Source organism: Propioniciclava sp. LT294 (assembly GCF_059516005.1).
Map to the genome: position 1 here is coordinate 507,527 of NZ_JCAKNG010000001.1, position 24,530 is coordinate 532,056.

At 70.9% G+C, this 24,530-nt stretch carries 22 protein-coding genes; 9 read left to right on the forward strand and 13 right to left on the reverse strand.

The window, feature by feature from the left end; all coding sequences use genetic code 11:
• Positions 1 to 84: 84 nt before the first annotated feature.
• The gene (locus tag AC5YDA_RS02375; RefSeq protein ID WP_496189382.1) at positions 85 to 1,329 is read left to right on the forward strand and encodes a PQQ-dependent sugar dehydrogenase; all 1,245 of its coding nucleotides are present in this window, start codon (positions 85 to 87) and stop codon (positions 1,327 to 1,329) included.
• Here the strand turns inward: AC5YDA_RS02375 and AC5YDA_RS02380 are convergent.
• Genes AC5YDA_RS02380 through AC5YDA_RS02390 form a run of 3 tightly spaced genes read right to left on the reverse strand, consistent with a single transcriptional unit; the run spans position 1,313 to position 5,408 of the window.
• Positions 1,313 to 4,012, reverse strand: coding sequence for a multicopper oxidase domain-containing protein (locus AC5YDA_RS02380; protein ID WP_496189381.1), 2,700 nt, complete (start codon positions 4,010 to 4,012; stop codon positions 1,313 to 1,315). The genes AC5YDA_RS02375 and AC5YDA_RS02380 overlap by 17 nt on opposite strands.
• Complete coding sequence (locus AC5YDA_RS02385; protein ID WP_496189380.1) at positions 4,005 to 5,108, reverse strand: DUF8744 domain-containing protein; 1,104 nt, start codon at positions 5,106 to 5,108, stop codon at positions 4,005 to 4,007. The genes AC5YDA_RS02380 and AC5YDA_RS02385 overlap by 8 nt, the downstream gene beginning before the upstream one ends.
• Before the next feature lie 15 nt (positions 5,109 to 5,123).
• Entirely contained in the window at positions 5,124 to 5,408 is a 285-nt protein-coding gene (locus AC5YDA_RS02390) for a DUF2249 domain-containing protein (protein ID WP_496189379.1), read from the reverse strand.
• A gap of 110 nt (positions 5,409 to 5,518) precedes the next feature.
• Between AC5YDA_RS02390 and AC5YDA_RS02395 the strand changes: the two genes are divergently transcribed.
• From AC5YDA_RS02395 to AC5YDA_RS02415, 5 genes are all read left to right on the forward strand, one after another.
• Positions 5,519 to 6,175, forward strand: coding sequence for a helix-turn-helix transcriptional regulator (locus tag AC5YDA_RS02395; RefSeq protein WP_496189378.1), 657 nt, complete (start codon positions 5,519 to 5,521; stop codon positions 6,173 to 6,175).
• 4 nt (positions 6,176 to 6,179) lie between these two features.
• A complete protein-coding gene (locus AC5YDA_RS02400) occupies positions 6,180 to 8,828 on the forward strand; it encodes an MGH1-like glycoside hydrolase domain-containing protein (RefSeq protein WP_496189377.1) in 2,649 nt (882 codons plus the stop codon).
• Positions 8,829 to 9,096: 268 nt separating this feature from the next.
• Positions 9,097 to 10,008 (forward strand): type IV toxin-antitoxin system AbiEi family antitoxin domain-containing protein, encoded by a 912-nt coding sequence (locus AC5YDA_RS02405; protein WP_496189376.1) that lies wholly within the window; start codon positions 9,097 to 9,099, stop codon positions 10,006 to 10,008.
• Between the two features lie 293 nt (positions 10,009 to 10,301).
• The gene (locus AC5YDA_RS02410; protein ID WP_496189375.1) at positions 10,302 to 11,732 is read left to right on the forward strand and encodes a nitronate monooxygenase; all 1,431 of its coding nucleotides are present in this window, start codon (positions 10,302 to 10,304) and stop codon (positions 11,730 to 11,732) included.
• 123 nt (positions 11,733 to 11,855) lie between these two features.
• Entirely contained in the window at positions 11,856 to 12,662 is an 807-nt protein-coding gene (locus AC5YDA_RS02415) for a pseudouridine synthase (protein ID WP_496189431.1), read from the forward strand.
• Positions 12,663 to 12,671: 9 nt separating this feature from the next.
• Here the strand turns inward: AC5YDA_RS02415 and AC5YDA_RS02420 are convergent, their stop codons facing one another.
• The 4 genes from AC5YDA_RS02420 to AC5YDA_RS02435 all read right to left on the reverse strand — a co-directional run bounded on the left by AC5YDA_RS02420 (position 12,672) and on the right by AC5YDA_RS02435 (position 16,039).
• Entirely contained in the window at positions 12,672 to 13,640 is a 969-nt protein-coding gene (locus AC5YDA_RS02420) for an amino acid ABC transporter permease (RefSeq protein WP_496189374.1), read from the reverse strand.
• Positions 13,637 to 14,308 (reverse strand): amino acid ABC transporter permease, encoded by a 672-nt coding sequence (locus tag AC5YDA_RS02425; RefSeq protein WP_496189373.1) that lies wholly within the window; start codon positions 14,306 to 14,308, stop codon positions 13,637 to 13,639. Before AC5YDA_RS02425 ends, AC5YDA_RS02420 begins: the two co-directional genes overlap by 4 nt.
• An 82-nt stretch (positions 14,309 to 14,390) precedes the next feature.
• On the reverse strand, positions 14,391 to 15,236 hold the full coding sequence (locus tag AC5YDA_RS02430) for a glutamate ABC transporter substrate-binding protein (RefSeq protein WP_496189372.1): 846 nt from the start codon (positions 15,234 to 15,236) through the stop codon (positions 14,391 to 14,393).
• A 62-nt stretch (positions 15,237 to 15,298) separates the two neighbouring features.
• Complete coding sequence (locus tag AC5YDA_RS02435; RefSeq protein WP_496189371.1) at positions 15,299 to 16,039, reverse strand: amino acid ABC transporter ATP-binding protein; 741 nt, start codon at positions 16,037 to 16,039, stop codon at positions 15,299 to 15,301.
• A gap of 243 nt (positions 16,040 to 16,282) precedes the next feature.
• Between AC5YDA_RS02435 and scpC the strand changes: the two genes are divergently transcribed.
• Entirely contained in the window at positions 16,283 to 17,788 is a 1,506-nt protein-coding gene (gene scpC / locus AC5YDA_RS02440; protein WP_496189370.1) for a succinyl-CoA:acetate CoA-transferase ScpC, read from the forward strand.
• A 53-nt stretch (positions 17,789 to 17,841) separates the two neighbouring features.
• Here scpC and purB read toward each other — a convergent pair whose 3' ends face one another.
• The 6 genes from purB to AC5YDA_RS02470 form a co-directional block, all read right to left on the reverse strand.
• Positions 17,842 to 19,275, reverse strand: coding sequence for an adenylosuccinate lyase (gene purB / locus AC5YDA_RS02445; RefSeq protein ID WP_496189369.1), 1,434 nt, complete (start codon positions 19,273 to 19,275; stop codon positions 17,842 to 17,844).
• Positions 19,276 to 19,395: 120 nt separating this feature from the next.
• Positions 19,396 to 20,691, reverse strand: coding sequence for a phosphoribosylamine--glycine ligase (gene purD / locus AC5YDA_RS02450; protein ID WP_496189368.1), 1,296 nt, complete (start codon positions 20,689 to 20,691; stop codon positions 19,396 to 19,398).
• 4 nt (positions 20,692 to 20,695) lie between these two features.
• Positions 20,696 to 21,082 (reverse strand): thiol-disulfide oxidoreductase DCC family protein, encoded by a 387-nt coding sequence (locus tag AC5YDA_RS02455; protein WP_496189367.1) that lies wholly within the window; start codon positions 21,080 to 21,082, stop codon positions 20,696 to 20,698.
• Entirely contained in the window at positions 21,082 to 22,362 is a 1,281-nt protein-coding gene (locus tag AC5YDA_RS02460; protein WP_496189366.1) for an adenylosuccinate synthase, read from the reverse strand. Before AC5YDA_RS02460 ends, AC5YDA_RS02455 begins: the two co-directional genes overlap by 1 nt.
• A gap of 100 nt (positions 22,363 to 22,462) precedes the next feature.
• The gene (locus AC5YDA_RS02465) at positions 22,463 to 22,915 is read right to left on the reverse strand and encodes a DUF3151 domain-containing protein (RefSeq protein ID WP_496189365.1); all 453 of its coding nucleotides are present in this window, start codon (positions 22,913 to 22,915) and stop codon (positions 22,463 to 22,465) included.
• Positions 22,916 to 22,935: 20 nt separating this feature from the next.
• A complete protein-coding gene (locus tag AC5YDA_RS02470; protein ID WP_496189364.1) occupies positions 22,936 to 23,232 on the reverse strand; it encodes a hypothetical protein in 297 nt (98 codons plus the stop codon).
• Positions 23,233 to 23,344: 112 nt separating this feature from the next.
• On the opposite strand from AC5YDA_RS02470, the gene AC5YDA_RS02475 reads away from it, so the two are divergent.
• Both AC5YDA_RS02475 and AC5YDA_RS02480 read left to right on the forward strand, forming a co-directional pair.
• Positions 23,345 to 24,289 (forward strand): hypothetical protein, encoded by a 945-nt coding sequence (locus AC5YDA_RS02475; RefSeq protein WP_496189363.1) that lies wholly within the window; start codon positions 23,345 to 23,347, stop codon positions 24,287 to 24,289.
• Positions 24,290 to 24,325: 36 nt separating this feature from the next.
• On the forward strand, positions 24,326 to 24,520 hold the full coding sequence (locus AC5YDA_RS02480; RefSeq protein WP_496189362.1) for a hypothetical protein: 195 nt from the start codon (positions 24,326 to 24,328) through the stop codon (positions 24,518 to 24,520).
• The last annotated feature ends 10 nt before the right edge of the window (positions 24,521 to 24,530 follow it).

A 24,530-nucleotide genomic window follows, 5' to 3' on the forward strand; every position in this document is an offset into this window, starting at 1 on the left:
TCGGGCCCGGCCGGGTCCCCGGGCCGGGTCCCCGGGCCGAGCACCCCGGGCCGAGCGCTCCCGCCCCGCGGGTAGCCTCAGTGCATGGGACGACCACGGGGACTGGCCGCCGCCCTTGCCGCCGCGGCCCTGCTGGCAGGCTGCTCGACACCGGGCGTCAGCACGCCGACGACGTCCGCCGCACCACCGGGCGCGTCCGCCCCGCGCGGTGGCGACCCCTCCGCGGGGGCGACACCCGAACCCCGTCTCGCCCCCGACGGGCGCCCCTTCGTGGTGGCGGAGGTCGCCCGGCTGGACGAACCGTGGGCGATGGCCTTCCTTCCCGGCACGTCGCTGCTGGCCATCACCGAGCGCCCGGGAAGGCTCTGGCTCCGCGACCAGGATGCCGGCAGTCTCACCGCGGTCGCGGGCCTCCCCGCTGTCGTCGCTGCAGGCCAGGGCGGCCTGGGTGACGTCGTGCCCGGCCCCGGCTTCGAGACCGACCAGACCCTCTACCTCAGCTGGGTCGAGCAGGGCGACGGTGGCAGCGGGGCGGTGGTCGGACGTGCACGCCTCACCACCGGCGACACTCCTCGCCTCGAGGGCCTGACGAGGATCTGGCAACAGACCCCCAAGCAGTCCGGCAGTGGACACTTCAGCCATCGGTTGGCGTTCTCCCCCGATGGGCGGTACCTGTTCGTGAGCTCGGGGGACCGCCAGGCGATGGAGCCCGCGCAGGACCTGGGCAACACCCTCGGCACCATCGTCCGGCTCACCCCGGACGGGGACCCCGCGCCCGGCAACCCGTTCGCCGACCGCGGGTCCCCCTCCGACCAGATCTGGAGCCACGGCCACCGCAACCCGCTCGGCCTCGCCTTCGACGCGCAGGGTCGGCTGTGGTCCAGCGAGATGGGGCCCCAGGGGGGCGACGAGATCAACCTGATCGAGCGGGCCGGCAACTACGGCTGGCCACGCGTGTCGAACGGGTCGCACTACGGCGGAGGGGAGATCCCCGACCACCGGGACGGCGACGGCTTCACGGCCCCCGCGGTGTGGTGGAACCCGTCCGTCTCGCCCGGCTCGTTGATGATCTACTCCGGCTCCCAGTTCCCGCAGTGGCAGGGCGATGCCTTCGTCGGCGCGCTCTCGGGCCGGGCGCTCATCCGCGTCGACCTCGACGGCACCCGTGCGACCAAGGGCGACCAGTGGGACATGGGCCAGCGCATCCGTGAGGTCGAGCAGGGTCCTGACGGCTCGATCTGGCTGCTGGAGGACGCCCCGGGCGGGCGCCTGCTGCAGGTGACCGCGCCCTGGTCACTCGCCCCGGACGGGGCTACGCCTCGACCTTGACGATCCCGTGGGCTCCGCGCTCGGCGTCCACCATCACATGGGAGACGACCGCGTAGTGCCCCGGTTCGGGGAACGCCAGTTCCACGAATCCGCCCCCCGCCGGCTGCAGGGCCAGCACCTGGGCGCCGCCATCCGTCCCCCCGAAGGCCCCCTCGCCACGACGCAGCCTGTAGGTGCCTTCGGTCCAGACGGTGTCGAACTGCCCCCCGACGATGTGGAACGAGCTCGGACGGTTCGGTCCGGCGTCCAGCACCCAGAACCGGATGCGCTCGCCCACCCTCGCCTCGAAGGGGGCCAGGTCGTACTGGTTGGCGATGCCGTTGAAGACCACCCGGTCGGGACGCTCCGCGTTGATCTTCTCGACGTCGACCTCCCGTGCCTGAGCCCCTTCGTGCGCCGCGTTGGCCAGGAACACCTCGGACTGGACGAGGACGTAGGAGCGGTCCACCTCGGGGAGTCCCTCGGGCTCGATGATCACCGCACCGGCCATCCCCGCCGCGATGTGCGACGACATGGGCATGGTGGAGCAGTGGTACATCCAGATGCCCGCGCGCTGGGCGGTGAAGCGATAGACCAAGGACTCCCCCGGCGGGATCGTCCGCATGGGGCGGTCGGGCGCGAGCGCCCCGGCGTGGAAGTCGATGGAGTGCCCGATCGTCCCGTCGTTGACGAGCGTGATCTCGAACACGTCTCCGACGCGCCCGTGCAGCGCGGGTCCGATCGACCCGCCGTTGAACGTCCAGCGCGTCTGCCACAGGCCGGGCGCGACCTCGAGCGGCACCTCGGTCACCGTGAAGGTGACCCGGTGGACGCGCTCGGTCCCCAACGGCGGCAGGACGGGGTCGACCGTCGTGGACAGCGTGGCGTCCGGCACGCCGGGGATCGGCGTCACGCCCGTACCGCCGGCCCCGCCGTGCGTGCCGCGCCCATCGGCGGGCGCGGCGGCCGTCGCGTCGGCCGGGTCGCCCTCGACGACGATGTCCAGCACCATGCCCATCTGGCGGTGCCCGGCCACCGAGCACCAGCCCCGGGTCGAGGAGACGATGACGCCGGCGTCCAGTTCCGCCGTTTCACCGGGCTTGAGCCGCGGCGTCCGGGCGGCGCCGATGACGAGGTCGTGCGCGGTGGTCGCGTCGTCGTTGCGCAGGACGAGGACGAGGCGGTTCCCACGGGGGACGGTGATGCGGTTCGGCGAGAAGCTCATGCCCTGGCCGACGATCTCCACGCGGGTGGTGTTGCCGGTCGGCGCCACCTCGGACGCCGTGGGCACGGCCACCGTGGCGGGCAGGCCGGCGGCCGCCGGGTCCACGCCGATCCCGACCGTGATGGCCAGGACCAGCGCCGCGGCGGCGGCGATGGCCTGGCTGCCGGATCCCAGGCGGCGTTCGGTCTCGACGGGACCAGGACGGGCACCGGCCGGGGGGAGGGCGGCGCCCGCCTCCCCCTGCAGCAGGGCCCGCCGGGCCTTGGCGGACGCCCTGGCCCCCAGCACCAACAGGGGCAGGAACATGACGAGCGCGACCACGACGAGCGACGAGACCGCCACCCGCACCCACGACGGGGAGGGGACCAGCCACAGGAGCAGCCCGCCGTTGACGACCAGCAGACGCCACAGGGCCCACCGGTCGAACCAGGCCTGACCGGCGCGCACGACGGACGGCCCCCCGCCCATCACGCTCGGGATCAGGTAGGACAGCGCACCGAACAACAGCTGGGCGGCGAACCCGACGGCGAACACCGCGGCCAGGGTCAACGAGGCGTCCGTGATGGCCGTCCACGCGCGCGAGGTGGCGAGCAGCCAGCCGACCCAGGACAGCCCGACGACGGCCCACACGAGCGCGGCGAGGACGGACGCCGGGGCGAACTCGCGCAAGCCCTTCACCCTGAGCGGGAGGGCGAGGGCTCGCCCCCACCAGAGCAGGCCCGCGACGTGGCAGACGAGTCCCAGGAGGCCCAGCGGACGGCTGCCGGCGAGCGCCCCGGCGACCAGCAGCGCGAGACCCCCCAGCAACCACGGGAACGCCTTGCGGGCCAGGGCCTCGGCACGGTCGTCCATGCGTGCGCGCAGCAGGGTGGGCCAGAAGGTGATGAGGGTGCCGGTGACGGTGAGGCCGATCCAGCCCAGCAGGTTGGTCGCCATGTGGGCCATGAGGAACCGTCCGTGCAGTTCCTCGTCCAGGCCGAAGGCGAGTGCCACGCCGAAACCCGCGCCGATGGGCAGGCACAGCGCGGCGGCGATGTAGTAGCGGGTGACGATCCGGAACCGGTTCGGCAGGGCACCGGCCAACGTCGCGGCGAGGTGGAACGCGTGCCACAGCACGGACGCCGACACCAGGGTCGCGCCGGCGACCACGAGCGGCCACCACTCCCCCGGGACGCCGACGAACACCAGCAGCGAGCCGAGCCCGAGCAACCCGATGCGGATGCCCTGTCGGCGGCGTCCGTCCTCGTCGGGCAGGGAACGCAACAGGGTGTGGGCGAAGTGCTCGCTCCAGACCAGCGCCGAGTGCGACAGTGCACCGAGCAGGACGAGGTGAACCATGAGCCAGCCCGCCGATGGCACCCACCGGTGCACGATCGTGAGGATGAACGCGGATGCCAGCCAGACCAGGGCGACCTGGTCGCGCAGCCGGCGCTTCCGACCACCACGGTGACCTGCCCGGGGGCGTCCGACCTCACTCACCGCGGACCACCACCCCGACGGCCGTCACGGCGAACAGCACCAGCGCGATGACGGTCCCCACGGAACCGGCCGTCCACAGCGGGCCGCGTCCGGTCAGGTCGCCGAGCACACGGGCGAGCAGGGACGCGTTGAGCACCACGAGCGGGAGCCAGAGGACTCCCCGGTAGGGCAACGGGCGCGCGATGACGGTGGGGAAGATGATCGGCGCATGGGCCATGATCATGGACACTCCGAATCCCAGGAACGTGGTGTGGATGACGAGGTCGTACGTGGCGTCGTCGGACGGCATGCCGCCGACCAGCCAGGTCAGCCCGGCGACGGCGAGCCAGATGTAGCCGCCCAGCAGGGCCGTTCCGTTGTAACGGCGCAGCCCGACGGTGCGGATCATCCGCCGCGGGACGTCGTCGCGGAGCAGCCAGGTCGCGACGACGAGGACGCCCAACCCGAAGGCCCGGGCGCCGGCGTCCGGCCAGACGAGGGTGGACGCCGCGGCGAGCGCCACCCAGGAACCGAGCGCGACCAGGGTGGGGACGGCTCGCCGGCCCATCGTGAGCTGCGCCATCTCGGCCCGCTCGGCGGCGATCGTCAACACGAGGAACCCGGCCAGCAGGCAGATCAGCGCGGCGAGGTCGACGACGATCCAGAGGGCCGCCGCAGCACCGGCCAGGACGACCGACAACACCTGGACGGCCACCAGCGGCACGGGGGCGCGGCGCCACAACGCCAGGTGGACGGCCAGGAGGAGGATGCACCCCTGCACCAGCAGGAGCTGACCCAGGGCGTGCTGGCCGGCGGCAAGGGTGATGCCGCCGGCTCCGAGCACGCCGGGCGCGAGGTGGGCCCAGGGCTGCCGTAGCGCCTGGGCTCTCTCGAGAGCGATCACGGTGCCCATGAATCCGAGCACCATCACCATGCCGTGGACGCCGGGCAGGTGCGCGGCGTCCACGGGTGCCCACACGCCGACGGCGAGCAGGGCGGCGTCGAGTCCCGCGACCAGGCAGGCCCCGCCGAGCGCCAGCAGGGCGACCCGGCCGCGCGCGGGGCGCCGGCCGGACGCCGTGGGTCGCGGCGGGGCGGGCGCCTGGGTGGGACTCACGCGATCACGTGCCGATCAGACGCGGGCGAGCTTGAGCGTCCAGGCCTCGGGGCCCTCCTCGAGGTAGGACACCTCGATCGCGTCGCCGTGGGCCTCCTTGATCTGGGCCAGCAACGGCAGCGGGTTGTGCGGCGCGACGAGCGCGAGCGCACGGCCGGGGGTCAGCGACGCGACCGCGCCGAGGATCGAGGCGTGACGGATGGCGTGCGGGATCACGCGCGCGTCGAGGACCGGCAGGTCCTCGTCGTGGTGCCCGCAGGTGCAGCCGCCCTTCTTCTCGGTGATGTTCAGGTCGGTCATGGTTCTCCTCCTAGGTGACAGGGAGGGGCGGCCCCTCTGAGTCCACTGAGGGGCCGCCCTCACCGATATTTATACACCCTCATGTGTAAATATTCGAGTAGACTCCCGCCATGGACATCCCGGCACTCGGCCCGGCTCCCGCACCGGCGGAGCCGCTGAGCCCCGCGCGGGCGCGGGTGGCCCGGGCGCTGGCGGAACGTGGCCCGAAGGCTCTCCTGGCCACGCTCGCCGACCACCTCGGGGGGCACCCGAACGCGACCCGGCAGCACCTGGAGGCCCTGGTCTCGGCGGGGCACGCGACCGTCGAGTCCCTGTCCCCCGGTGGGCGGGGACGCCCCGCCCAGGCCTGGACCATCACGACCGCGGGACGCCGGGCCCTGTCCGCGGAGTCCGGCGATTCCGCCTACGCCGAGTTGGTCGACGCCCTCGCGTCCCGCCTCGCCGACCGGCCGGACGCCGTGGCGGAGGCCCGGGCGATCGGCCGGTCCTGGGGTGCCCGCCGCGCGCAGGACGGGCGGTCGCTGGTCGAGGTGCTGGACGAGTTGGGGTTCACCCCCGTCACCGATGAGGCGTCGCCGGCGACGGTGCGCCTGTTGACCTGCCCGATCCTGGACTCGGTCCGGACGCACCCCGATGTGATCTGCGCGATCCACCAGGGGCTGGTCGAGGGGGCGCTCGGGCCGGGTGCCGACGTCCACCTGGAACCGTTCGCCGAACCGGGCGCCTGCGTGCTCACTGCCGGGACGGATGGCGCGCGACTAGGGTGAACGCATGCGACCCAAGCGCGCGCCCCAAACCACCGCCGAGCACCGCCGCCTTGCCGAAGCGCCGACCGATGACGATCCGTGGCGCCTGTGGGGGCCCTATCTCTCGGGACGACAGTGGGGCACCGTCCGCGAGGACTCCTCCGCCGACGGCAACGCGTGGGCGTCCTTCCCGTTCGACCAGGCCCACACGCGGGCGTACCGGTGGGGCGCGGACGGCATCTCCGGGCTGTGTGACCGCTACGGATTCCTGAACCTGGCCGTCGCGCTGTGGAACGGCCAGGACGACCGCCTCAAGGAGCGCTGGTTCGGCGTCACGAACCCGCAGGGCAACCATGGCGAGGACGTCAAGGAGTTCTGGTGGGACCTCGACGCCACGCCCACCCACTCCTGGGCCCAACAGCTGTACCGCTACCCGCAGGCCGCCTACCCGTACGCCGACCTGGTCGCCGGGAGCGCCGCGCGGACGCGTGACGAGCTCGAGTACGAACTGGCCGACACGGGGATCCTGGCCGAGGACCGCTTCTTCGACGTGGTGACCACCCACGCGAAGGCCTCCCCGGACGACATCTGCATCCGGATCACCGCGACCAACCACGGCCCGGACGCCGCCCCGCTCGATCTCGTCCCGCACTTGTGGTTCCGCAACACCTGGTCGTGGGGACGCGACGAGCGGCGTCCGGCGATCCGGCAGGTGCACCCACCGGAGTTGACCCCCGGGGGCGTGGTGGCGGTCGAGGCGACACACGGCTTCCTGGGGCGCTACCACCTGTACGGCCACGGCGAGCCGGAGGTCCTCTTCTGCGAGAACGAGACGGACGACGAGCTGACCTGGAACACCCCGCGCCGGTGCCCGCACCCCAAGTCGGCCATCGACCGGGCGATCGTGCACGGCGACCCGTCGTTGTTGAACCCCGCCGGGACCGGCACCAAGGTGGCGTTCCGCTACCACTTCGATGCCGTGGCACCCGGCGAGAGCGTGACCGTCGACCTGCGGCTGCGCGAGGAGCCGCTCCAGGGGCAGCCGTTCGGGCGCTCCTTCGCCTCCGTCCTGGAGAACCGGCGGGCGGAGGCGGATGACTTCTACGCCGCGGTCATCCCGGCGGAGGCCGACGACGAGGAGGTCCTCATCGCACGCCGGGCCTTCGCCGGCCTGCTGTGGACGCGCCAGCACTACCGCTATCCGGTCGCCGCATGGCAGGAGGGCGACCCCAACGCCGCTCCCCCGCCCCCGCGGGCGCGCAACGCCGGCTGGAAGCACCTCTACCTCGCCGACGTGATCTCGATGCCGGATGCCTGGGAGTACCCGTGGTTCGCCGCGTGGGACCTCGCCTTCCACTGCGTGGCGCTGGCCCATGTCGACCCGGCGTTCGCCAAGAACCAGCTGATCCTGATGTGCCGGGAGTGGGCGCAGCACCCCGACGGCCAGCTGCCGGCCTACGAGTGGGACTTCGGCGACGTGAACCCACCGGTCCACGCCTGGGCGGCATGGCAGGTGTTCCTGGCCGACGGCGGCTGGGACCACGAGTTCCTGGTGCGGATCGGGACAAAGCTGCTGCTGAACTTCGGCTGGTGGGTGAACCGGACCGACCTCAACGGGACGCAGCTGTTCTCGGGCGGATTCCTGGGGCTGGACAACATCTCCGTGATCGACCGGTCGCACGACGTGCCCCCGGGCTGGGAGCTCGAGCAGTCCGACGCCACCAGCTGGATGGCTTTCTTCTGCCTCTCGATGCTGAAGATCACCTTGGAGCTGGCCCGGCGTGACGACGCCTGGGACGACCTCGCAACCACCTTCACGGAGCGCTTCGTCGCGATCGCCGAGGCCATGGACGCCTTCGGGCCCGAGGCGACGGCCTTGTGGGACGACGAGGACGGGTTCTTCTACGACGTGCTCGTCGATGACGTCGGCCACGAGTCGCACAAGCTGGCGGTCCGCTCGATGGTGGGGCTGCTTCCCCTGATGGCGGTCACGGTCGCGCCGGACTGGGTCGCGCACGAACTCACCGACTACACCGCGCGCCTGCGCTGGCTGCAGCGACGGTTCCCCGGACGGCTGGCCCAAGTGCTGACGTCGACCCCCGAGGGTGGCGACCAGGAGCTGACCTTCGCGGTCGTGCCCAAGGACCGGTTGCAGCGCCTGCTCACCCGGATGTTCGACGAGGGTGAGTTCCTGTCGCCGCACGGGATCCGGTCGCTGTCGGCGGCCCACGGGCCGGACCACTGTGCCGAGGTGGGCGACCGGAGGATCCCGATCTCCTACGTCCCCGGTGAGTCGAACTCGCCGATGTTCGGGGGCAACTCGAACTGGCGCGGTCCCGTGTGGTTCCCGGTGAACGTCCTGTTGATCGATGCGCTGCACACGTACGCGCGCGCCTCGGGCAAGGATGTCTCGGTCGAGTTGCCCAAGGGCTCGGGTCACTGGGTCTCGTTGGAGGAAGCGGCCTACGACGTCGAACGTCGCTTGGTCGACCTGTTCCGCCCGGGCCCGGACGGCCGCCGTCCGGGTGACCCCTACCACCAGCCCACGGGCCCGTTGTGGGCTGAGCACCCGACGTTCAGCGAGTACTTCCACGGCGACACCGGGGCCGGGCTCGGGGCGTCCCACCAAACCGGCTGGACAGCCCTCGTGGCACACCTGATCTGTACGCCGTAGGCACCTCGTCGCCGTGGTGTCGGCGTGTGCCCGCCGGGCGGGTGGGGGCCGGGCAGGTGGGGGCCGGGCGGGTGGGGGCCCGACACTCAGACTTGCCACATCTGAGCGCGTGGCAAACCCGCCCGATGTGGCAAACCGCTGCGTGGGCGCCCCCAGGGATCGTCCGGCCGCTCGGCACGCCTGTGGACACCCGCCGACATGCGTGACAGTTGTCCACAGCGCCGAAGGTCGCTGCCCGGAATCGGGTTCGTTCGCCCATCGTCCGGCCATGAACGACATGCTCGACCTGGCCCGCCGACAGGGCTACGTCTCCGCCGCGGACGCCAAGGCCCTGGGCCACCACCGTCAGGAACTCACCCGCTTGACCAGGGCCGGGGAGCTGAGGCGCAGCGTCCGCGGTATCTACCTGCCGCTGCCCGACAACCACACTCGGGAGACACGCCACGCCCTGGTGACCCGCGGGATCCTGGACGGTGACCCCTTCTCGGCGGCCAGCCACCATTCCGCGCTCGCCGTGCACGGGATCAACCTGTACGGCGTCCCGTGGAGCCAGATCCACCTCCTCGATCCACGCAAGAGCAGCAAGGCGCATGAGACAGTCCACCGCCACGTCCTCCGTCCGGGCGACCAGATCGTGACCGTCGATCGTCACCGGGTCGCTGCGCTCCCCCTCGCCCTGTGCCAGGTCGCGGCCCGGTTCGGCCTCGCCAGCGGCTTGGTGGCGATGGACCATGCCCTCCACCGGGGACTCGTCACCACCGACGAACTCTCGGCCCTCCTCCAGAGCGGACGCCTCCGTCGCGGGGTCCGCTCGGCCAGGCGCGCTGTCGAACTGGCGGACGGGCGTGCCGAGTCACCCGGTGAGTCGCGGCTGCGCGCCATCGTCGCGGCGGGCCCCTTCTCCTTCGACCCCCAGGTCAACGTCGGCGGCCCGGGCTCGGGGCACCGGGTCGACCTCCTGATCGACGGGCGCGTGGCACTCGAGTTCGATGGCGAGCAGAAGTACGAGGGCATCGAGGGCAAGAAGGCGCTCGTCGACGAGAAGCGCCGGGAGGACTGGATCCGCAGCCAGGGCTACGGTTTCGTCCGGGTGATGTGGGCCGAGTTGGACCACCCGGCCACACTGAGACACGTGATCCACAAGGAAGTGCTCCAGAGCCGCGTCCGGCGTGCCGCGTGACGGCGTCCGGAGCCATGCGTCGCCTTGCCACATCTGATCGGGTTTGCCACGCGCTCCCATGTGGCGAACCTGAGTGTCGGGCTTCCCAAGAGGCGCAGATGCGGCAAATCTGAGTGTCGTGACCCAGCAGCACGGCAACCCGAAACCCACCACAACTCAACCAACCCGACCGAAACCCGAACCCCAGGGCCGCGCAACCGAGACACTTCCTGCAACAGGTCACCAGCGCTTTTCAGGAGCTCTAACCTACGTTAGCGTAGGTTCAACCGTGTCACACACCCGGAGGATTCATCATGGCTAGTCAGCACCCGACGATCATCCAAGGCGGGATGGGCGTGGCCGTTTCCTCCTGGCGACTCGCCAATGCGGTTGCACGCTGCGGCCAGCTGGGGGTGGTGTCCGGCACCGCCCTCGACGGCGTCGTCGCCCGCGTCCTCCAGGACGGGGACCCGGGCGGTCACGTCCGCCGGGCGCTCGCGCACTTCCCCTTCCCCGAGATCGCCGAGCGCGTTCTGGCTACCTATTTCCTCCCTGAGGGGCGCGCCGAGGGACAGCCTTATCGCCCGCACCCCACCCTCACGATCGCACCGACCCGGCCGGCCATCGAGCTGAGCCTGGTGGGCAACTTCGCCGAGGTCTGGCTGGCCAAGGAGGGCCACGACGGCGTGGTGGGCATCAACTTCCTCCAGAAGATCCAGACCGCGACGTTGTCCGCGACCCTCGGCGCGATGCTCGCCGGCGTGGACTATGTGCTCATGGGCGCCGGGATCCCCAAGGAGATGCCCCGCGTCCTCACCGAGTTCGCCGCCGGACGCCCCGGCCGGATGACCATCGAGGTCGAGGACCAGACCAAGACGCACACGGCCGTCCTCGATCCGAAGACCTACCTCGGCGACCAGCTCCCCACCCTCCGGCGACCCCACTTCCTCGCCATCATCTCCCTGCACGTGCTGGGCGGCTACCTGGCCCGCGACCCCGAGATCCGCCCCGACGGCTTCGTGGTCGAGGGACCCGTCGCCGGCGGGCACAGCGCCCCACCGCGGGGCAAGCTCACGCTGAACGAACAGGGCGAACCCATCTACTCCGCCAAGGACGAGGCCGACGTGGCGAAGATGGTCGCGCTGGGGCTGCCGTTCTGGCTGGCCGGCGCGTGGTCAACGCCCGAGAAGGTCGCCACGGCGCTGAAGGCCGGCGCCGAGGGCGTCCAGTGCGGCACGATCTTCGCGCTCGCGTCCGAGTCGGGCCTCACCGACGAGATCCGCGGTGAGCTGCTCGACGAGCTCCGCGCCGGCACGCTCCAGGTCAAGAACGACGCCCTCGCCTCTCCGACGGGGTTCCCGTTCAAGGTCGCCCACCTCGGCGGCACCCTGTCGGAGCAGCCCGTCTACGAGGCCCGCAACCGGATCTGTGACCTCGGTTACCTGCGCCAGCCCGCCGAGCGCCCGGACGGCACCATCGTGTACCGCTGCGCCTCCGAGCCGGTCCACATGTTCGTCAAGAAGGGCGGCGAGGAGTCCGAGACCGTCGGACGCAAGTGCCTGTGCAACGCGCTGTTCGCCAACATCGGCATGCCGCAGCGCCGCAAGGACGGCTACGTGGAGGTGCCCGCCATCACCCTCGGCTCCGACCTCGATGGCGCGCGGGGCCTGCAGGCCGCATACCCCGACGGCTGGACCGGCGCGCAGGCCGTCACCTGGCTCCTGCGCGACACCTCCGCCGGCTGACCGATGGGACGGCGTCGGGCGCGTCCGCCCCTGGCGCAACAGGACGGACTGGACGCCGTCTGGGTTCGGACGCCGGCGCGCGTGGGTGACGCTCCGGCACCGTGGCCGACGTTGGACGCCTTCCTGCGCGACCGCCTGCCGCCGCGCGTCCCCGTCGAGCAGTGGCTCACCCAGGGGCGCTTCGTGGACGCCGCGGGTCGCCCCCTCCGGCCCGGGACGCCCTATGCCCCGGCCACCCTGGTGTGGTTCCACAAGGACCCGCCGGTCGATCCGGAGCCGGAGGACCTCATCGTCCTGCACCGCGACGACCGCATCGTCGTGGTCGACAAGCCCCCCTTCCTGGCCACGATCCCCCGCGGCGACCACGTCAACCGCTCCGCGCTGGTGAAGCTCCGCCGGCAACTCGACCTTCCCGACCTCGCCCCGGCGCATCGACTCGACCGCCTCACCGCGGGCGTCCTGCTGTTCACCCTTCATCCCCGGTACCGGGCGGCCTACCAGGAGCTCTTCGCCCAGCGGCAGGCGCGCAAGACCTACGAGGCACTCGCCCCCGCGCCCCCGGAGCTGGCCGGGTCCCGCGTCGTGCGCAGCCACCTCATCAAGCGTCGCGGCTCACTCCAGGTCCAGGAACTCCCCGGTGAACCGCCGAACGCCGAGACCCGCATCACCCTCGTCGAGCGACGCGGCACCCTCGGCCGCTACCTCCTCGAGCCCACCACGGGCCGGACGCACCAGCTGCGCGCCCACCTCAACGCACTCGGCGCGCCCATCGTGGGCGATCCGCTCTACCCCGTCGTCCGCGACGACCCCGAGGACCGGGCCAACCCACTCAGGCTCGTCGCACGGACGCTCGCCTTCACCGACCCCGAGGACGGCAGCGCCCGGGAGTTCACCTCCCGGGCACCGCTCGCGTGGCCGCGGGCCACCTGAGCCGACGGGTCAGCCCTTCCGCTGGTGGTGGTCCTCCCGCCAGGCCTCGCGCCGCCCATGGAAGTCTTCCTCGACGGCGTCGGCGATGTCGGCGCCGAACTCACCCGGTGCAGCGCCACCCTGGACGAGGTTGGACGCCGCCGTCGCGGCCGGCGCGGCCACGTGGCCGCGGCGGTTGATCCAGCGCTCGACGAACTGCGCGGCGAGGGTCAGCAGCCAGTTCAGCAGGATGAAGAGGAGCGCGATGACGATGTAGGCCGGAACCACATTGCCGTAGCGGGAACCCAGCTGACGTGCGGCGGCGATGAGCTCGGGGTAGGTGATCGCGGTGCCCAGGGCGCTGTCCTTCAGCACCACGACCAGCTGGCTCATCAGGGCCGGCAGCATCGCGGTGAGGGCCTGCGGCAACTGGATCGAACGGAGGGTCTGCCCGGGCGTGAGCCCCACGGCCAGTCCGGCCTCACCCTGCCCCTTGGGCAACTGGTGGACGCCGGAGCGGACGAGCTCGGCGATGACCGACCCGTTGTAGAGCGTCAACGCGATGACCACGGCCCAGAAGGACGCCTCGGCCCCCGGCATCTGCAGGGTGCGTGCCAGGTAGAAGAACGCGAAGATCATCATCATGAGCACCGGCACGGACCGGAAGAACTCGACGATGACGCCGCAGATCCAGCGCACCAGCCCCACCTGCGACAGACGGCCCATACCGAACACCAGGCCATAGGCGATGGCGAACACGACCGACACGGCCGCCGCCTGCAGGGTCTTCAACAGGCCGGGAAGGATGTACTGGGTCCACGTGTCGCCGATCAGGAACGGACTCCAGAGGGCCGGTTCGAGCTGGCCCTGCACCCAGAACTTCCAGAGCAGGGCGGCCAGGATCCCGAAGCCGAGCAAAGCGCCGACGATCGTCAGGATGGCGTGCCGGCGGCGGGCCTTGGGACCCGGCGCGTCGAACAGGACCGCCTGCGCGCTCATCGCTTCACCGCCAGGTGACGCGAGAGGGAGGTGAACCCGACGCCGATCGGGAGCGTCAGGATGACGAAGCCCAGCGCGAAGATGAAGAAGACGAGCAGGCTGCCCGTCTCGTTCTCGATGATCGTGCGCATGATGGCGGACGCCTCGGGAACGCCGATGATGGCGGCGACCGTCGTGTTCTTGATGAGGGCGATCAGCACCGAGCCGAGCGGCGCGATCGCGCCCCGGAACGCCTGCGGCAGGATGACCTCCGACAGCGACTGGGCGAAGGTGAGGCCGATGGCGCGGGCGGCCTCGGCCTGACCGACGGGGACGGTGTTGACGCCGGAGCGGAGGGCCTCGCACACGAACGAGGCGTGGTAGGCCGACAGGCCGATGATGGCCCACCAGTACACCTTCACCGCCTGGGGGAACGACTCGGGGACCGGCGACAGCTGGAGGATGTAGAGGGCGCCCAGCACGCAGAAGACCAGGATCAGCGTCAGCGGGGTGTTGCGGGCGACGTTGACGTAGAACGCGCCCAACGCCTGCAGCACCTTGACGGGCGACACCCGCATGACCGCGAGGATCGTTCCGAGGATGAGTGAGCCGAGGGCGGACCACAGCGCCAACTGGACGGTCATCCAGAAGGCTCCGAGGATGTCGTACCTCGTGAGGATGTCGATCATGCGTCCTCCGGGTTGGTGCGGGCGGTGTTCTCCCAACAGAGGTGGGCATGCCCGGACGGCATGCCCACCTCGTCAGGTTGGATCAGGAGCAGGCGGCCGGGGTGGGCGGGTTGCCGGGGCCCGGCTTGTAGTTGGCCGGGCCGAGCGTCTTGTCGACGGCCTTCTGCCAGTCGCCGTCCTTGATCATCTTGGTGATCGCGGCGTTGACCTTCTCGCACAGCGCCGTGTCGCCCTTCTTCAGGCCGACGCCGTAGTTCTCCTTGGTGAAGGGGTCGCCGACCAGCTTGAGCTTGCCCGCGTACTGGGGCTGGGCGGCGAAGCCGGCCAGGATCGTGTCGTCGGTGGTCACCGCGTCGATGCCCTTGGACATCAGGGCGGGGAGGCACTCGGAGTAGGTCCCGAACTCCTGGAGCTGCACGCCCGGGTACTGCTCCTTGATCTTCTGGGCCGGCGTGGAACCGGTGACCGAGCAGAGCTTCTTGCCGTCGAGCGTGTCGGGACCGGTGATGGCGGTCTCGTCCGAGCGGACCAGCAGGCCCTGGCCGGCGATCAGGTACGGGCCGGCGAAGGAGACGCGCTCCTTGCGCTTGTCGGTGATCGAGTAGGTGGCGAAGATCAGGTCGACCTGGCCGGTCTCGATGAGGGTCTCGCGCTGGGCGCTCGGCGACTCGACCCAGGTGATGTCCTTCTCCTGGTGGCCGAGCTCCTTGGCGACGTACTTGGCGACCTCGACGTCGAAGCCGGTGTAGTTCGAGCCCTCGCGCAGGCCGAGGCCCGGCTGGTCGAACTTGATGCCGATCTTGAGGGCGCCGCCGGCCCCGCCGGGGGCAGCGGCGCCTCCCGGCGCAGCGGCGCCGCCTCCACAGGCGGCGAGGGTGAGGGCGAGGCCGGCCGCGGCCGCGCCTGCGATCAGTCGTCGTGTGAACATCAAGGTTCCTCCTGGGTTTCCGGTGGTGGGAACCGCTGCGGCGTCGGTGCCGGGCGGTGGGATCAGTGGGTCAGGATCTTGCCGAGGAAGTCCTTGGCGCGATCCGACTTCGGGTGGTTGAAGAACTCCTCGGGGGTCGCCTCCTCGACGACCTGGCCGTCCGCGAGGAAGACCACCCGGTTGGCCGCCTTGCGGGCGAAGCCCATCTCGTGGGTCACGACCACCATGGTCATCCCGTCCTTGGCGAGCTGGATCATGACGTCCAGCACCTCGTTGATCATCTCCGGGTCGAGCGCCGAGGTGGGCTCGTCGAAGAGCATCACCTTGGGGTCCATGGCCAGCGCACGGGCGATGGCCACGCGCTGCTGCTGGCCCCCCGAGAGTTGGGCGGGGTACTTGTTCGCCTGGGCCTCGACCCCGACGCGCGTGAGCAGTTCCATCGCGCGCTTGTCGGCGTCGGCCTTCTTCATGTTGCGGACCTTGATGGGACCCAGCGTGACGTTCTCGAGGATGGTCTTGTGGGCGAACAGGTTGAACGACTGGAACACCATGCCCACGTCGGAGCGCAGCCTCGCGAGCTGCTTGCCCTCCTCCGGCAGCTTCTGCCCGTCGATCGTGATCGTCCCGTCGGTGATGGTCTCCAGGCGGTTGATCGTCCGGATGAGGGTCGACTTGCCCGAACCGGACGGACCGATCAGCACGACGACCTCGCCCTTGTTCACCGTGAGGTTGACCTGCTTCAGGGCCTGCATGTCCCCGTAGTGCTTGTTCACGTCCTTGAGGACGACCAACGGCTGCGACATGGGCCCGAACCTACCCACTCAACGGGGGCGCTGTCTGCCCCGCGAAGCGCCCGGAAGAGTAACCATGCGATTACATTTCGTCGGGCGACGGGCGTGCGGCCGCGCCTTTCGCCGTCCGCGGGCGGGGTCCGTGCCGCCCCGTCAGCCCGGGGGGGCCTCGTGGGCGGCGACGTCTTTGGGTAGCCTCGGCCCCGACGTGCCGGGCCAGCCCCACGACACCATTACGACGTTAGGAAGACATCGATGTCCGAACGCATCAGCAACGCCGCCCTCAGGTCGAAGGTCATGTCCGCCGGTGACGCGGCCGCCCTCATCCCGCACGGTGCGAAGGTCGGCATGTCCGGCTTCACCGGCGCGGCCTACCCGAAGGCCCTGCCCACCGCGATCGCCAACAACGCGGTCGACCACCACGACCGGGGCGAGGCCTACCAGATCGACCTGTTCACCGGCGCGTCCACCGCCCCCGACTGCGACGGCGTCCTCGCCGCGGCCGAGGCCATCCGCTTCCGGATGCCGTACCAGTCCGACCCGGCCATGCGGAACGCCATCAACGCCGGCGAGATGAAGTACTCCGACATCCACCTGTCGCACTCGTCGCGCCAGGTCGTGGACGGCTTCTTCGGTGACCTCGACTTCGCGATCGTCGAGGCCACCCGCATCACCGAGGACGGGCACATCATCCCGTCGTCCGGCGTGGGCAACAACGTCGAGTTCCTCGACCAGGCCAAGAAGATCATCATCGAGGTGAACGCGTGGCAGTCCCTCGACCTGGAGGGCATGGCCGACATCTTCCGCATCCCGCGTGGCGCCAAGCGCGGCCCGGTGCCGATCAACCTGCCCGGTGACCGTGTCGGCACGACCCACATCGACATCGACACCTCGAAGGTCGTCGCCGTGGTCCACACCGACTCCCCGGACCGCAACTCGCCCTTCAAGCCCGTGGACGACATCTCGCAGCAGATCGCCAACCACTTCCTCGACTTCCTGGAGGGAGAGGTGGCCGCCGGCCGCCTGCGCTACGACGAGTACGTCATGCAGTCGGGCGTCGGCAACGTCCCCAACGCGGTGATGGCGGGCCTGCTCAACTCGAAGTTCACCAACATCCAGGCCTACACAGAGGTCATCCAGGACGGCATGGTCGACCTGATCGACGCCGGCAAGATGACGGTGGCCTCCGCCACGTCCTTCTCGCTGTCGCCCGACTACGCGCACATGATGAACGAGAAGGCGGGCCACTACCGCAAGTACATCATCACGCGTCCGCTGCAGGTCTCGAACCACCCCGAGGTCATCCGCCGCGTCCACCTGATCGCGACCAACGGCATGATCGAGGCCGACATCTACGGCAACATCAACTCCACCAACGTGTCGGGTTCGCGCATCATGAACGGCATCGGCGGCTCCGGCGACTTCACCCGCAACGGCTTCATCAGCTCGTTCATCTCCCCGTCGGTGGCCAAGGACGGCGCCATCTCCGCGATCGTCCCGTTCGCGTCGCACATCGACCACACCGAGCACGACGCCATGGTCGTCATCACCGAGTACGGGTACGCCGACCTGCGCGGCCTGGCCCCGCGGGACCGTGCGAAGAAGATGATCGCCATCGCGCACCCGGACTACCGTCCGCTCTTGGAGGAGTACGTCGCGCGGGCGTCCGCGGACGGCCGCCCGATGCACACCCCGCACGACCTGGAGACCGCGTTCTCGTTCCACACGCGCCTCGCGCACACGGGGTCGATGAAGGGCTGACCCCACAGACGAAGCGGGGCCGCCCCTTCGGACGGCCCCGCTCGCGTCGAGCCCTACAGCACGTCACCCGGCGCGTACGCCGCGCCCTCGGGATGCTTCACGGCCAGGGCGCGGACGCGCTCGACGACGGCGTGCACCTGGGCGGCGGCGGAACCGGTGAGTTCCAGCGGGTTGGCGACGGCGGCGTCCAGGACCGAGCGGTCCACGCCGAGGCGCGGGTCAGTGGCGAGGCGGTCGAGCAGGTCGTTGTCCTTGCGACCGGTCCGACGCATGTCGAGGGCGACGGCGACGGCGTGCTCCTTGATGACCTCGTGGGCGACCTCGCGACCGACGCCGTGCTGGACGGCGGCCATCAGCACCTTCGTCGTGGTCAGGAACGGAAGGTAGCGCTGCAGCTCGGCCTCGATGACGGCCGGGAACGCCCCGAACTCGCCGAGCACCGTCAGGAAGGTCTCGAACAGGCCATCGAGGGCGTAGAAGGCGTCCGGCAGGGCCACGCGGCGGACGACGGAGCAGGACACGTCGCCCTCGTTCCACTGGTCACCGGCGAGTTCTCCGACCATGGAGAGGTAGCCGCGCAGCACGACCGAGAGCCCGTTGACGCGCTCGCAGGAGCGGGTGTTCATCTTGTGGGGCATGGCGGACGAGCCGACCTGCCCCTCCTTGAAGCCCTCGGTGACCAGTTCGGCGCCGGCCATGAGCCGGATGGACGTCGCCACGTTGCTCGGCGCGGCCGCGACCTGCACCAGCGCCGACAGCACGTCGACGTCGAGCGAGCGCGGGTAGACCTGCCCGGTCGAGGTGAGCACACGCTCGAAGCCGAGGTGCTGGGCGACCCGCTGCTCCAGCGCGGCGAGCTTGGCGGCATCGCCGCCGAGCAGGTCGAGCATGTCCTGCGCGGTGCCGACCGGGCCCTTGATGCCGCGGGCCGGGTAGCGCTCGATGAGGTTGTCGAGGCGGTCGTACGCCACGAGCAACTCGTCGATGGCGGTGGCGAAGCGCTTGCCGAGGGTGGTCATCTGGGCGGCCACGTTGTGGGAGCGCCCGGCGATCGGCTGGTCGCGGTACTGGACGGCGAGACGCGACAGCGCCACCAGGACGGAGACCACCCGCTCGCGGACCAGCTTCAGCGAGGCGAGCACCTGGTACTGCTCGACGTTCTCGGTCAGGTCCCGCGAGGTCATCCCCTTGTGGACGTGCTCGTGGCCGGCGAGGGCGTTGAACTCCTCGATGCGGGCCTTCACGTCGTGCCGGGTGACGCGCTCGCGCGCGGCGATCGAAGCGAGGTCGACCTGGTCCAGGACCCTGGCGTAGTCGGCGAGCACGGAGTCGGCGTCCGCCCCACCGAAGTCCACCCCGAAGTCGCGCTGGGCCTCGATGACGGCCAGCCAGAGTCGGCGTTCGGCGACGATCTTGTGCTCAGGGCTCCAGAGGTCGCGCATCGCAGGCGACGCATAGCGGGTGGCCAGCACGTTCGGGACGGTCATGGGTGCTCCTCAACTCCAGGCGACTCGGCAACCCCGACATTCTCCCACGGCGGCCCGCCAAGGACGCCGCGGTCCCTAACCTGCCGCCCTCGGGGTGCCGGGGTCACAGGAGGCCTGCGCTCACAGCTCCGGGGTGGGGATCCCGCCGGACGCCGCCCGCTCGGCGATGTCGCGCCGGCAGAACAGGGTCGGGGCGTCCAAGTCGTCGATGGCCGCGTAAGCCACGGCACGGGCCGCGCCGAGGTCGGCACCGCGTCCGACCACGCCCAAGACCCGGCCACCCGAGGCGACGAGGTGCTCGTCGACCAGCGAGGTGCCCGCGTGCAGGATGTGCACGACGTCCCCCTCGATACCCTCGGGGCCGCAGCCGAACACGTGCGGGCCGTTGATCCGTCCGCCCTTGTCGGGGGTACCCGGATAGCCGTTCGCGGCCATCACCACCACGACCGCCGAATCCGGGGACCAGCGCAGCTCCCCCACCTCGGCGAGGCGCCCGGTGGCGGCGGCATCCAGCACCTGGCCCAGCGGCGACTCGAGCAACGAGAGCACGGCCTGGGTCTCGGGGTCGCCGAAGCGGCAGTTGAACTCGACCACGCGCAGCCCGCGCGAGGTGAGCGCGAGGCCGGCGTAGAGCAGGCCGGCGAAGGGGGTGCCGCGGCGGGCCATCTCATCGACGGTGGGTTGGACCACGTCGCGCATGATCGCGTCGACCAGCCCCTCGGGTGCCCACGGCAGCGGCGTGTAAGCGCCCATGCCGCCGGTGTTGGGGCCCTCGTCGCCGTCCCGCGCACGCTTGAAGTCCTGGGCGGGCTGCAGCGGCAGCGCGGTGACGCCGTCCGTGATCGCGAACAGCGACACCTCGGGGCCGTCGAGGTACTCCTCGACGATGGCCGGAAGCGCCCCGTCCGCATGGGCGAGCGCGGCGTCCCGGTCGGACGTCACGATGACGCCCTTGCCGGCGGCCAGTCCGTCCTGCTTGACGACGTAGGGCGGGCCGAAGCGGTCGATCGCCGCGGCCACCTCAGCGACCGTCTCGCAGTAGACGGACGCCGCGGTCGGCACGCCTGCGGCCTCCATGACCTGCTTGGCGAACTGCTTCGAGCCCTCGATGGCGGCGGCTTCGGCGGACGGGCCGAAGCAGGCGATCCCGGCCGCGCGCACGGCGTCCGCCACGCCCGCGACGAGAGGCGCTTCAGGGCCGACGACGACGAGGTTCACGCCCAACGCGCGGGCCAGCGCCACCACGGCGGCGCCGTCGTCGGCGTCGATCACGTGGTTGGTGGCGAGGGCGGCGGTCCCGGGATTCCCGGGGGCGCAGTGGAGGGCGACCACCGAGGGGTCGCGGTGCAGCGCGAGCGCGAGGGCGTGCTCGCGTCCTCCGCTGCCGAGGACGAGGACGTTCAGTTCACGGGCCACCGGGTCAGCCTATCGAGGCTGCGGTGCGGTGGGCGACGAGTTCGCCCTGCAGCCGGCACTCCCGTGTGCCACCGGGCAGGCGGTGCCGGTACCGGGCCACCGCGCGGTAGACCAGCGCAGCCGGCCAGGCGAGCGGACGCCGGATCAGCCACCCCACCACCCGCAGCCACGCTGGCCCGAACCGCAGCGCCTCGCCGATCGCGCGAGCCCCGTACACGACCTCACCGTCCGCGAGCACGGCCGGGATCTCACGGGTCGCACGCACGGCGTCCACGCCCAGGGCGGCCAGGTCGACCGACTGCGCCGCCCGAACCCCCGGGACGCCGCGCGCAGAGAGCCACGACGCCGACCGCGAGCAGAACCCGCAGTCGGCGTCGTGGAGGAGATGCATCAGATCAGGTCGTGGATCATCACGGCCTGCTCACGGCCGGGGCCCACTCCGATGCCGGAGATCCGGCAGCGGATCAGCTCCTCGAGGCGCTTGACGTAGGCCTGGCACGTGGCGGGCAGCTCGTCGAAGGTGCGGCACTCGGAGATGTCCTCGGTCCAGCCGTCGAGGTACTCGTAGATCGGCTGGGCGTTGACGATGTCGTCCATCATCACGGGGTAGTGCTCGACGCGCTGACCGTCGACCTCGTACGCCACGCAGACGGGGATCTTCTCCCAGCCGGTCAGGATGTCCAGCTTGGTGAGGAACACGTCCGTCACGCCGTTGTAGGTGCAGGCCGCCTCGACGACGAGCGGGTCGAACCAACCGCAGCGACGCGGGCGACCCGTGGTGGTGCCGAACTCGCCGCCATCGTTGCGGAGGCGGTCGCCGTCCTCGTTGAGCAGTTCGGTCGGGAACGGACCCTCACCCACGCGCGTCGTGTAGGCCTTCGCGATGCCGATGATGCGGTCGAGCTTGTTGGGGCCCACGCCCGAGCCGGTGCAGGCGCCCGCCGCGATCGGGTTGGACGACGTCACGTACGGGTAGGTGCCGTGGTCGACGTCGAGGTGGTGCGCCTGGGCGCCCTCGAACACGACGAGCCGGCCATCCTCGAGGGCGTCGTTCAGCTCGCGGGCGACGTCGCGCACCATGGGGCGGACACGGTCGGCGAAGCTCAGCAGGTGGTCGGCGACCTCGGTGGCGTCGATCTCCATCTGGTTGTAGACCTTCACCAGCAGCTGGTTCTTCTGGATCAGCGAGGCCGCCACCTTGTCGCGCAGGAGCTGCTCGTCCAGCAGGTCCTGGATCCGGATGCCCACGCGGTTGATCTTGTCGGCGTAGGCCGGGCCGACACCGCGGCCGGTGGTGCCGATCTTGCGCTTGCCCAGGAACCGTTCGGTGACCTTGTCGAGCACCTTGTGGTACGGCGTGATGATGTGGGCGTTGGCGCTGATGATGAGCCGGGACGTGTCGATGCCGCGGGCCTCCAGCGCGTCGATCTCGCTGAACAGCACCTCGAGGTCGACGACGACGCCGTTGCCGATCACCGGGATGCCCGGGTTCAGGATGCCGCTCGGCAACAGGTGCAACGCGTACTTCTCCCCGTTGACGACGAGGGTGTGGCCGGCGTTGTTGCCGCCCGAGTAGCGGACCGTGTAGTCGACCTTGTCGCCGAGCTGGTCGGTGGCCTTCCCCTTGCCCTCGTCACCCCACTGGGTCCCGATCACGACGATGCCAGGCATACGTTGCCCCTTCTCACAAAGCGAAAGCCCGGCGCAAGGCTGCCCGGGCTCTTACCGAGCCAGACTACCTGAAACACGGTTTGGACGCCGGGGATCTCGCCTACAGGGACAACGGACGCGTCCGCGCGAGTTCCACGTAGCCCGCCTCGGACGCCTCGAGCAGGAACAACACACACCGCTCGTACTCCTCCTGCTCGCCGAGGCGCCACGCGGCGCAGGCCAGGGCCCACAGGGCGCGGAGGAACCCCTGGTTCGGCTCGTGCTCCCACGGGATCGGACCCTTGCCCCGCCAGCCGGCCCGGCGCAGGGCGTCCAGACCGCGGTGGTAGCCGGTACGGGCGAAGGCGTAGGCGGAGAGGTTGCCCTGCACGGTGCGCGCGCTCAGGGACCCTTCGGCCAGGAGTGCCCAGGCCAAGCAGGACGCCGGGTGCTTGGCCACGACGTCGAGGAAGAAGTCCTCCCCCAGTGCCACGATGTCGGCCAGCGCCTCGTCGACCGGGAGTTCGGTTCGACCCACGGGGGCAGCCAGCAGCAGGGTGCGCGCGTCAGACATGGACGCCAGCCTAGTGGCGATCAGGCGCGGTTGAGGGCGTCCACGAGGGCCTTGGCGGATGAGGGCGTGAGCCTGGGCTCGGCGTCCCGCAGGACCTTCATGGCGTAGAGCGGGTCCGAGTCGGCGTCCACGCCGGCGTCGAACAGCGTCGCGAGCGCCCACAGGCGTGCCTCGTGCCCCGGGCCGGTGATCGAGCGCTCCCCGAAGATGGCCTCGAGGTTGCTGGCGACGCTCGGCTGGCGCCCGCGCGCCATGATGGCCATCACGACGACGAACACCACGAGCAGGACGCCTGTCTCGAGCGGTCCGATCTGCATGCGCTCACGCTAGCAACCAGCCGCAAGCAGATCGCTGCCGGGGACTACCCTCGATGGGTGACCCCGCCCGCCGCCGGGGCGGCCCCCACCGTTCCCGCACGAGAGGAACCCGATGAGCATCCCGTTGTCGTCGCTCTGGACCACCGCCGCGTGGCGCGAGGCCGCCCGGCTCCGGGCCGCCGAGGTCGACGTCGACCACCTGTACCTCGGGCTCATCGCCGTCGGTGGGGCGGCAGCCCAACTACTGGGCACCCACGGCATCACGCTGGCCTCCGCACGCCGCCAAGTCCGGGCCGCCCACCCGGCCGATCCCGGAGCCCTGGGCGTGGATGTCGCCGACCTGCCGTCGCCGATCCACTTCATGCAGGCGGGCGACGCGGCCTGGAGGGCCACCGCGCGTGCCGACGAGGTCGTCAAGGGCGCCGGGATGACCGACACCTACGAACTCCTCGTCGCCCTCCTCAAGGAACCCTCCGGGACGGTCCGCCGCCTCGTCGCCGCCGACGGCGTCACCCCGCAGGGCCTCGTGCCCGCCCTGAAGGCGGGCGCCGACGACCCCTACACCACCGAGCGCGCGGTCCCCGACACCACCCTGCTGCCCGGCCCGGCCCGCGCCCAGCGCGTCCGGCGGTACGTGTCGGCCCCGGTCGGCCTGGTGGCGGACGCGCTGGCCGACCCCACCCTGCTGCAGCTGTGGTCCTACGACCCGACGAAGGCCGACGTGTCCGGTGGCGGGTGCACCGTCCGGCACCACAAGGGCGGGGACTCACTGACGGTCCGGCTGACGGTGACGACCGCGGCCGAGGGCGACAGGCGCGTGGTCACCTGGGTGCAGGAGGCGCTCGACGGAAGGTATGCCGGCGAACGGCTCACCTATGACCGCTTCGAGGTCTCGCCCGCGGCGGGCGGCGCGACCATCGTCCGTACGGCCGGACGCCGCACCTTCGGCCTGCTCGGGCGCGCGGCCTCCCCCTTCACCGACCGGTTCATCGGGTGGGGGATGCTGCACACCATGCAAGCCATCACGTTCGGGATCGCCGACCGCCAGCCGAGTTGACTCTCCCCTCCACCACGAACCTGAGAGGATCGGACCATGCCACGCCCCCTGCACCAAGAGCCCTGCCAGTCGAAGTGTGACTGGTCCCCCACCGGGGAGACGCGCGACGAGCTGTACGTCTTCGCCTGCGCCGGCTGCCGTTCGGAGTGGGTCCGCACCGAGGGCTGGACGCCCCGCAACCTCGACGGCTCCATCGCCGCCGCGGTGGCGGACGACCTCCACCGCTCCTGAGAACACAAGG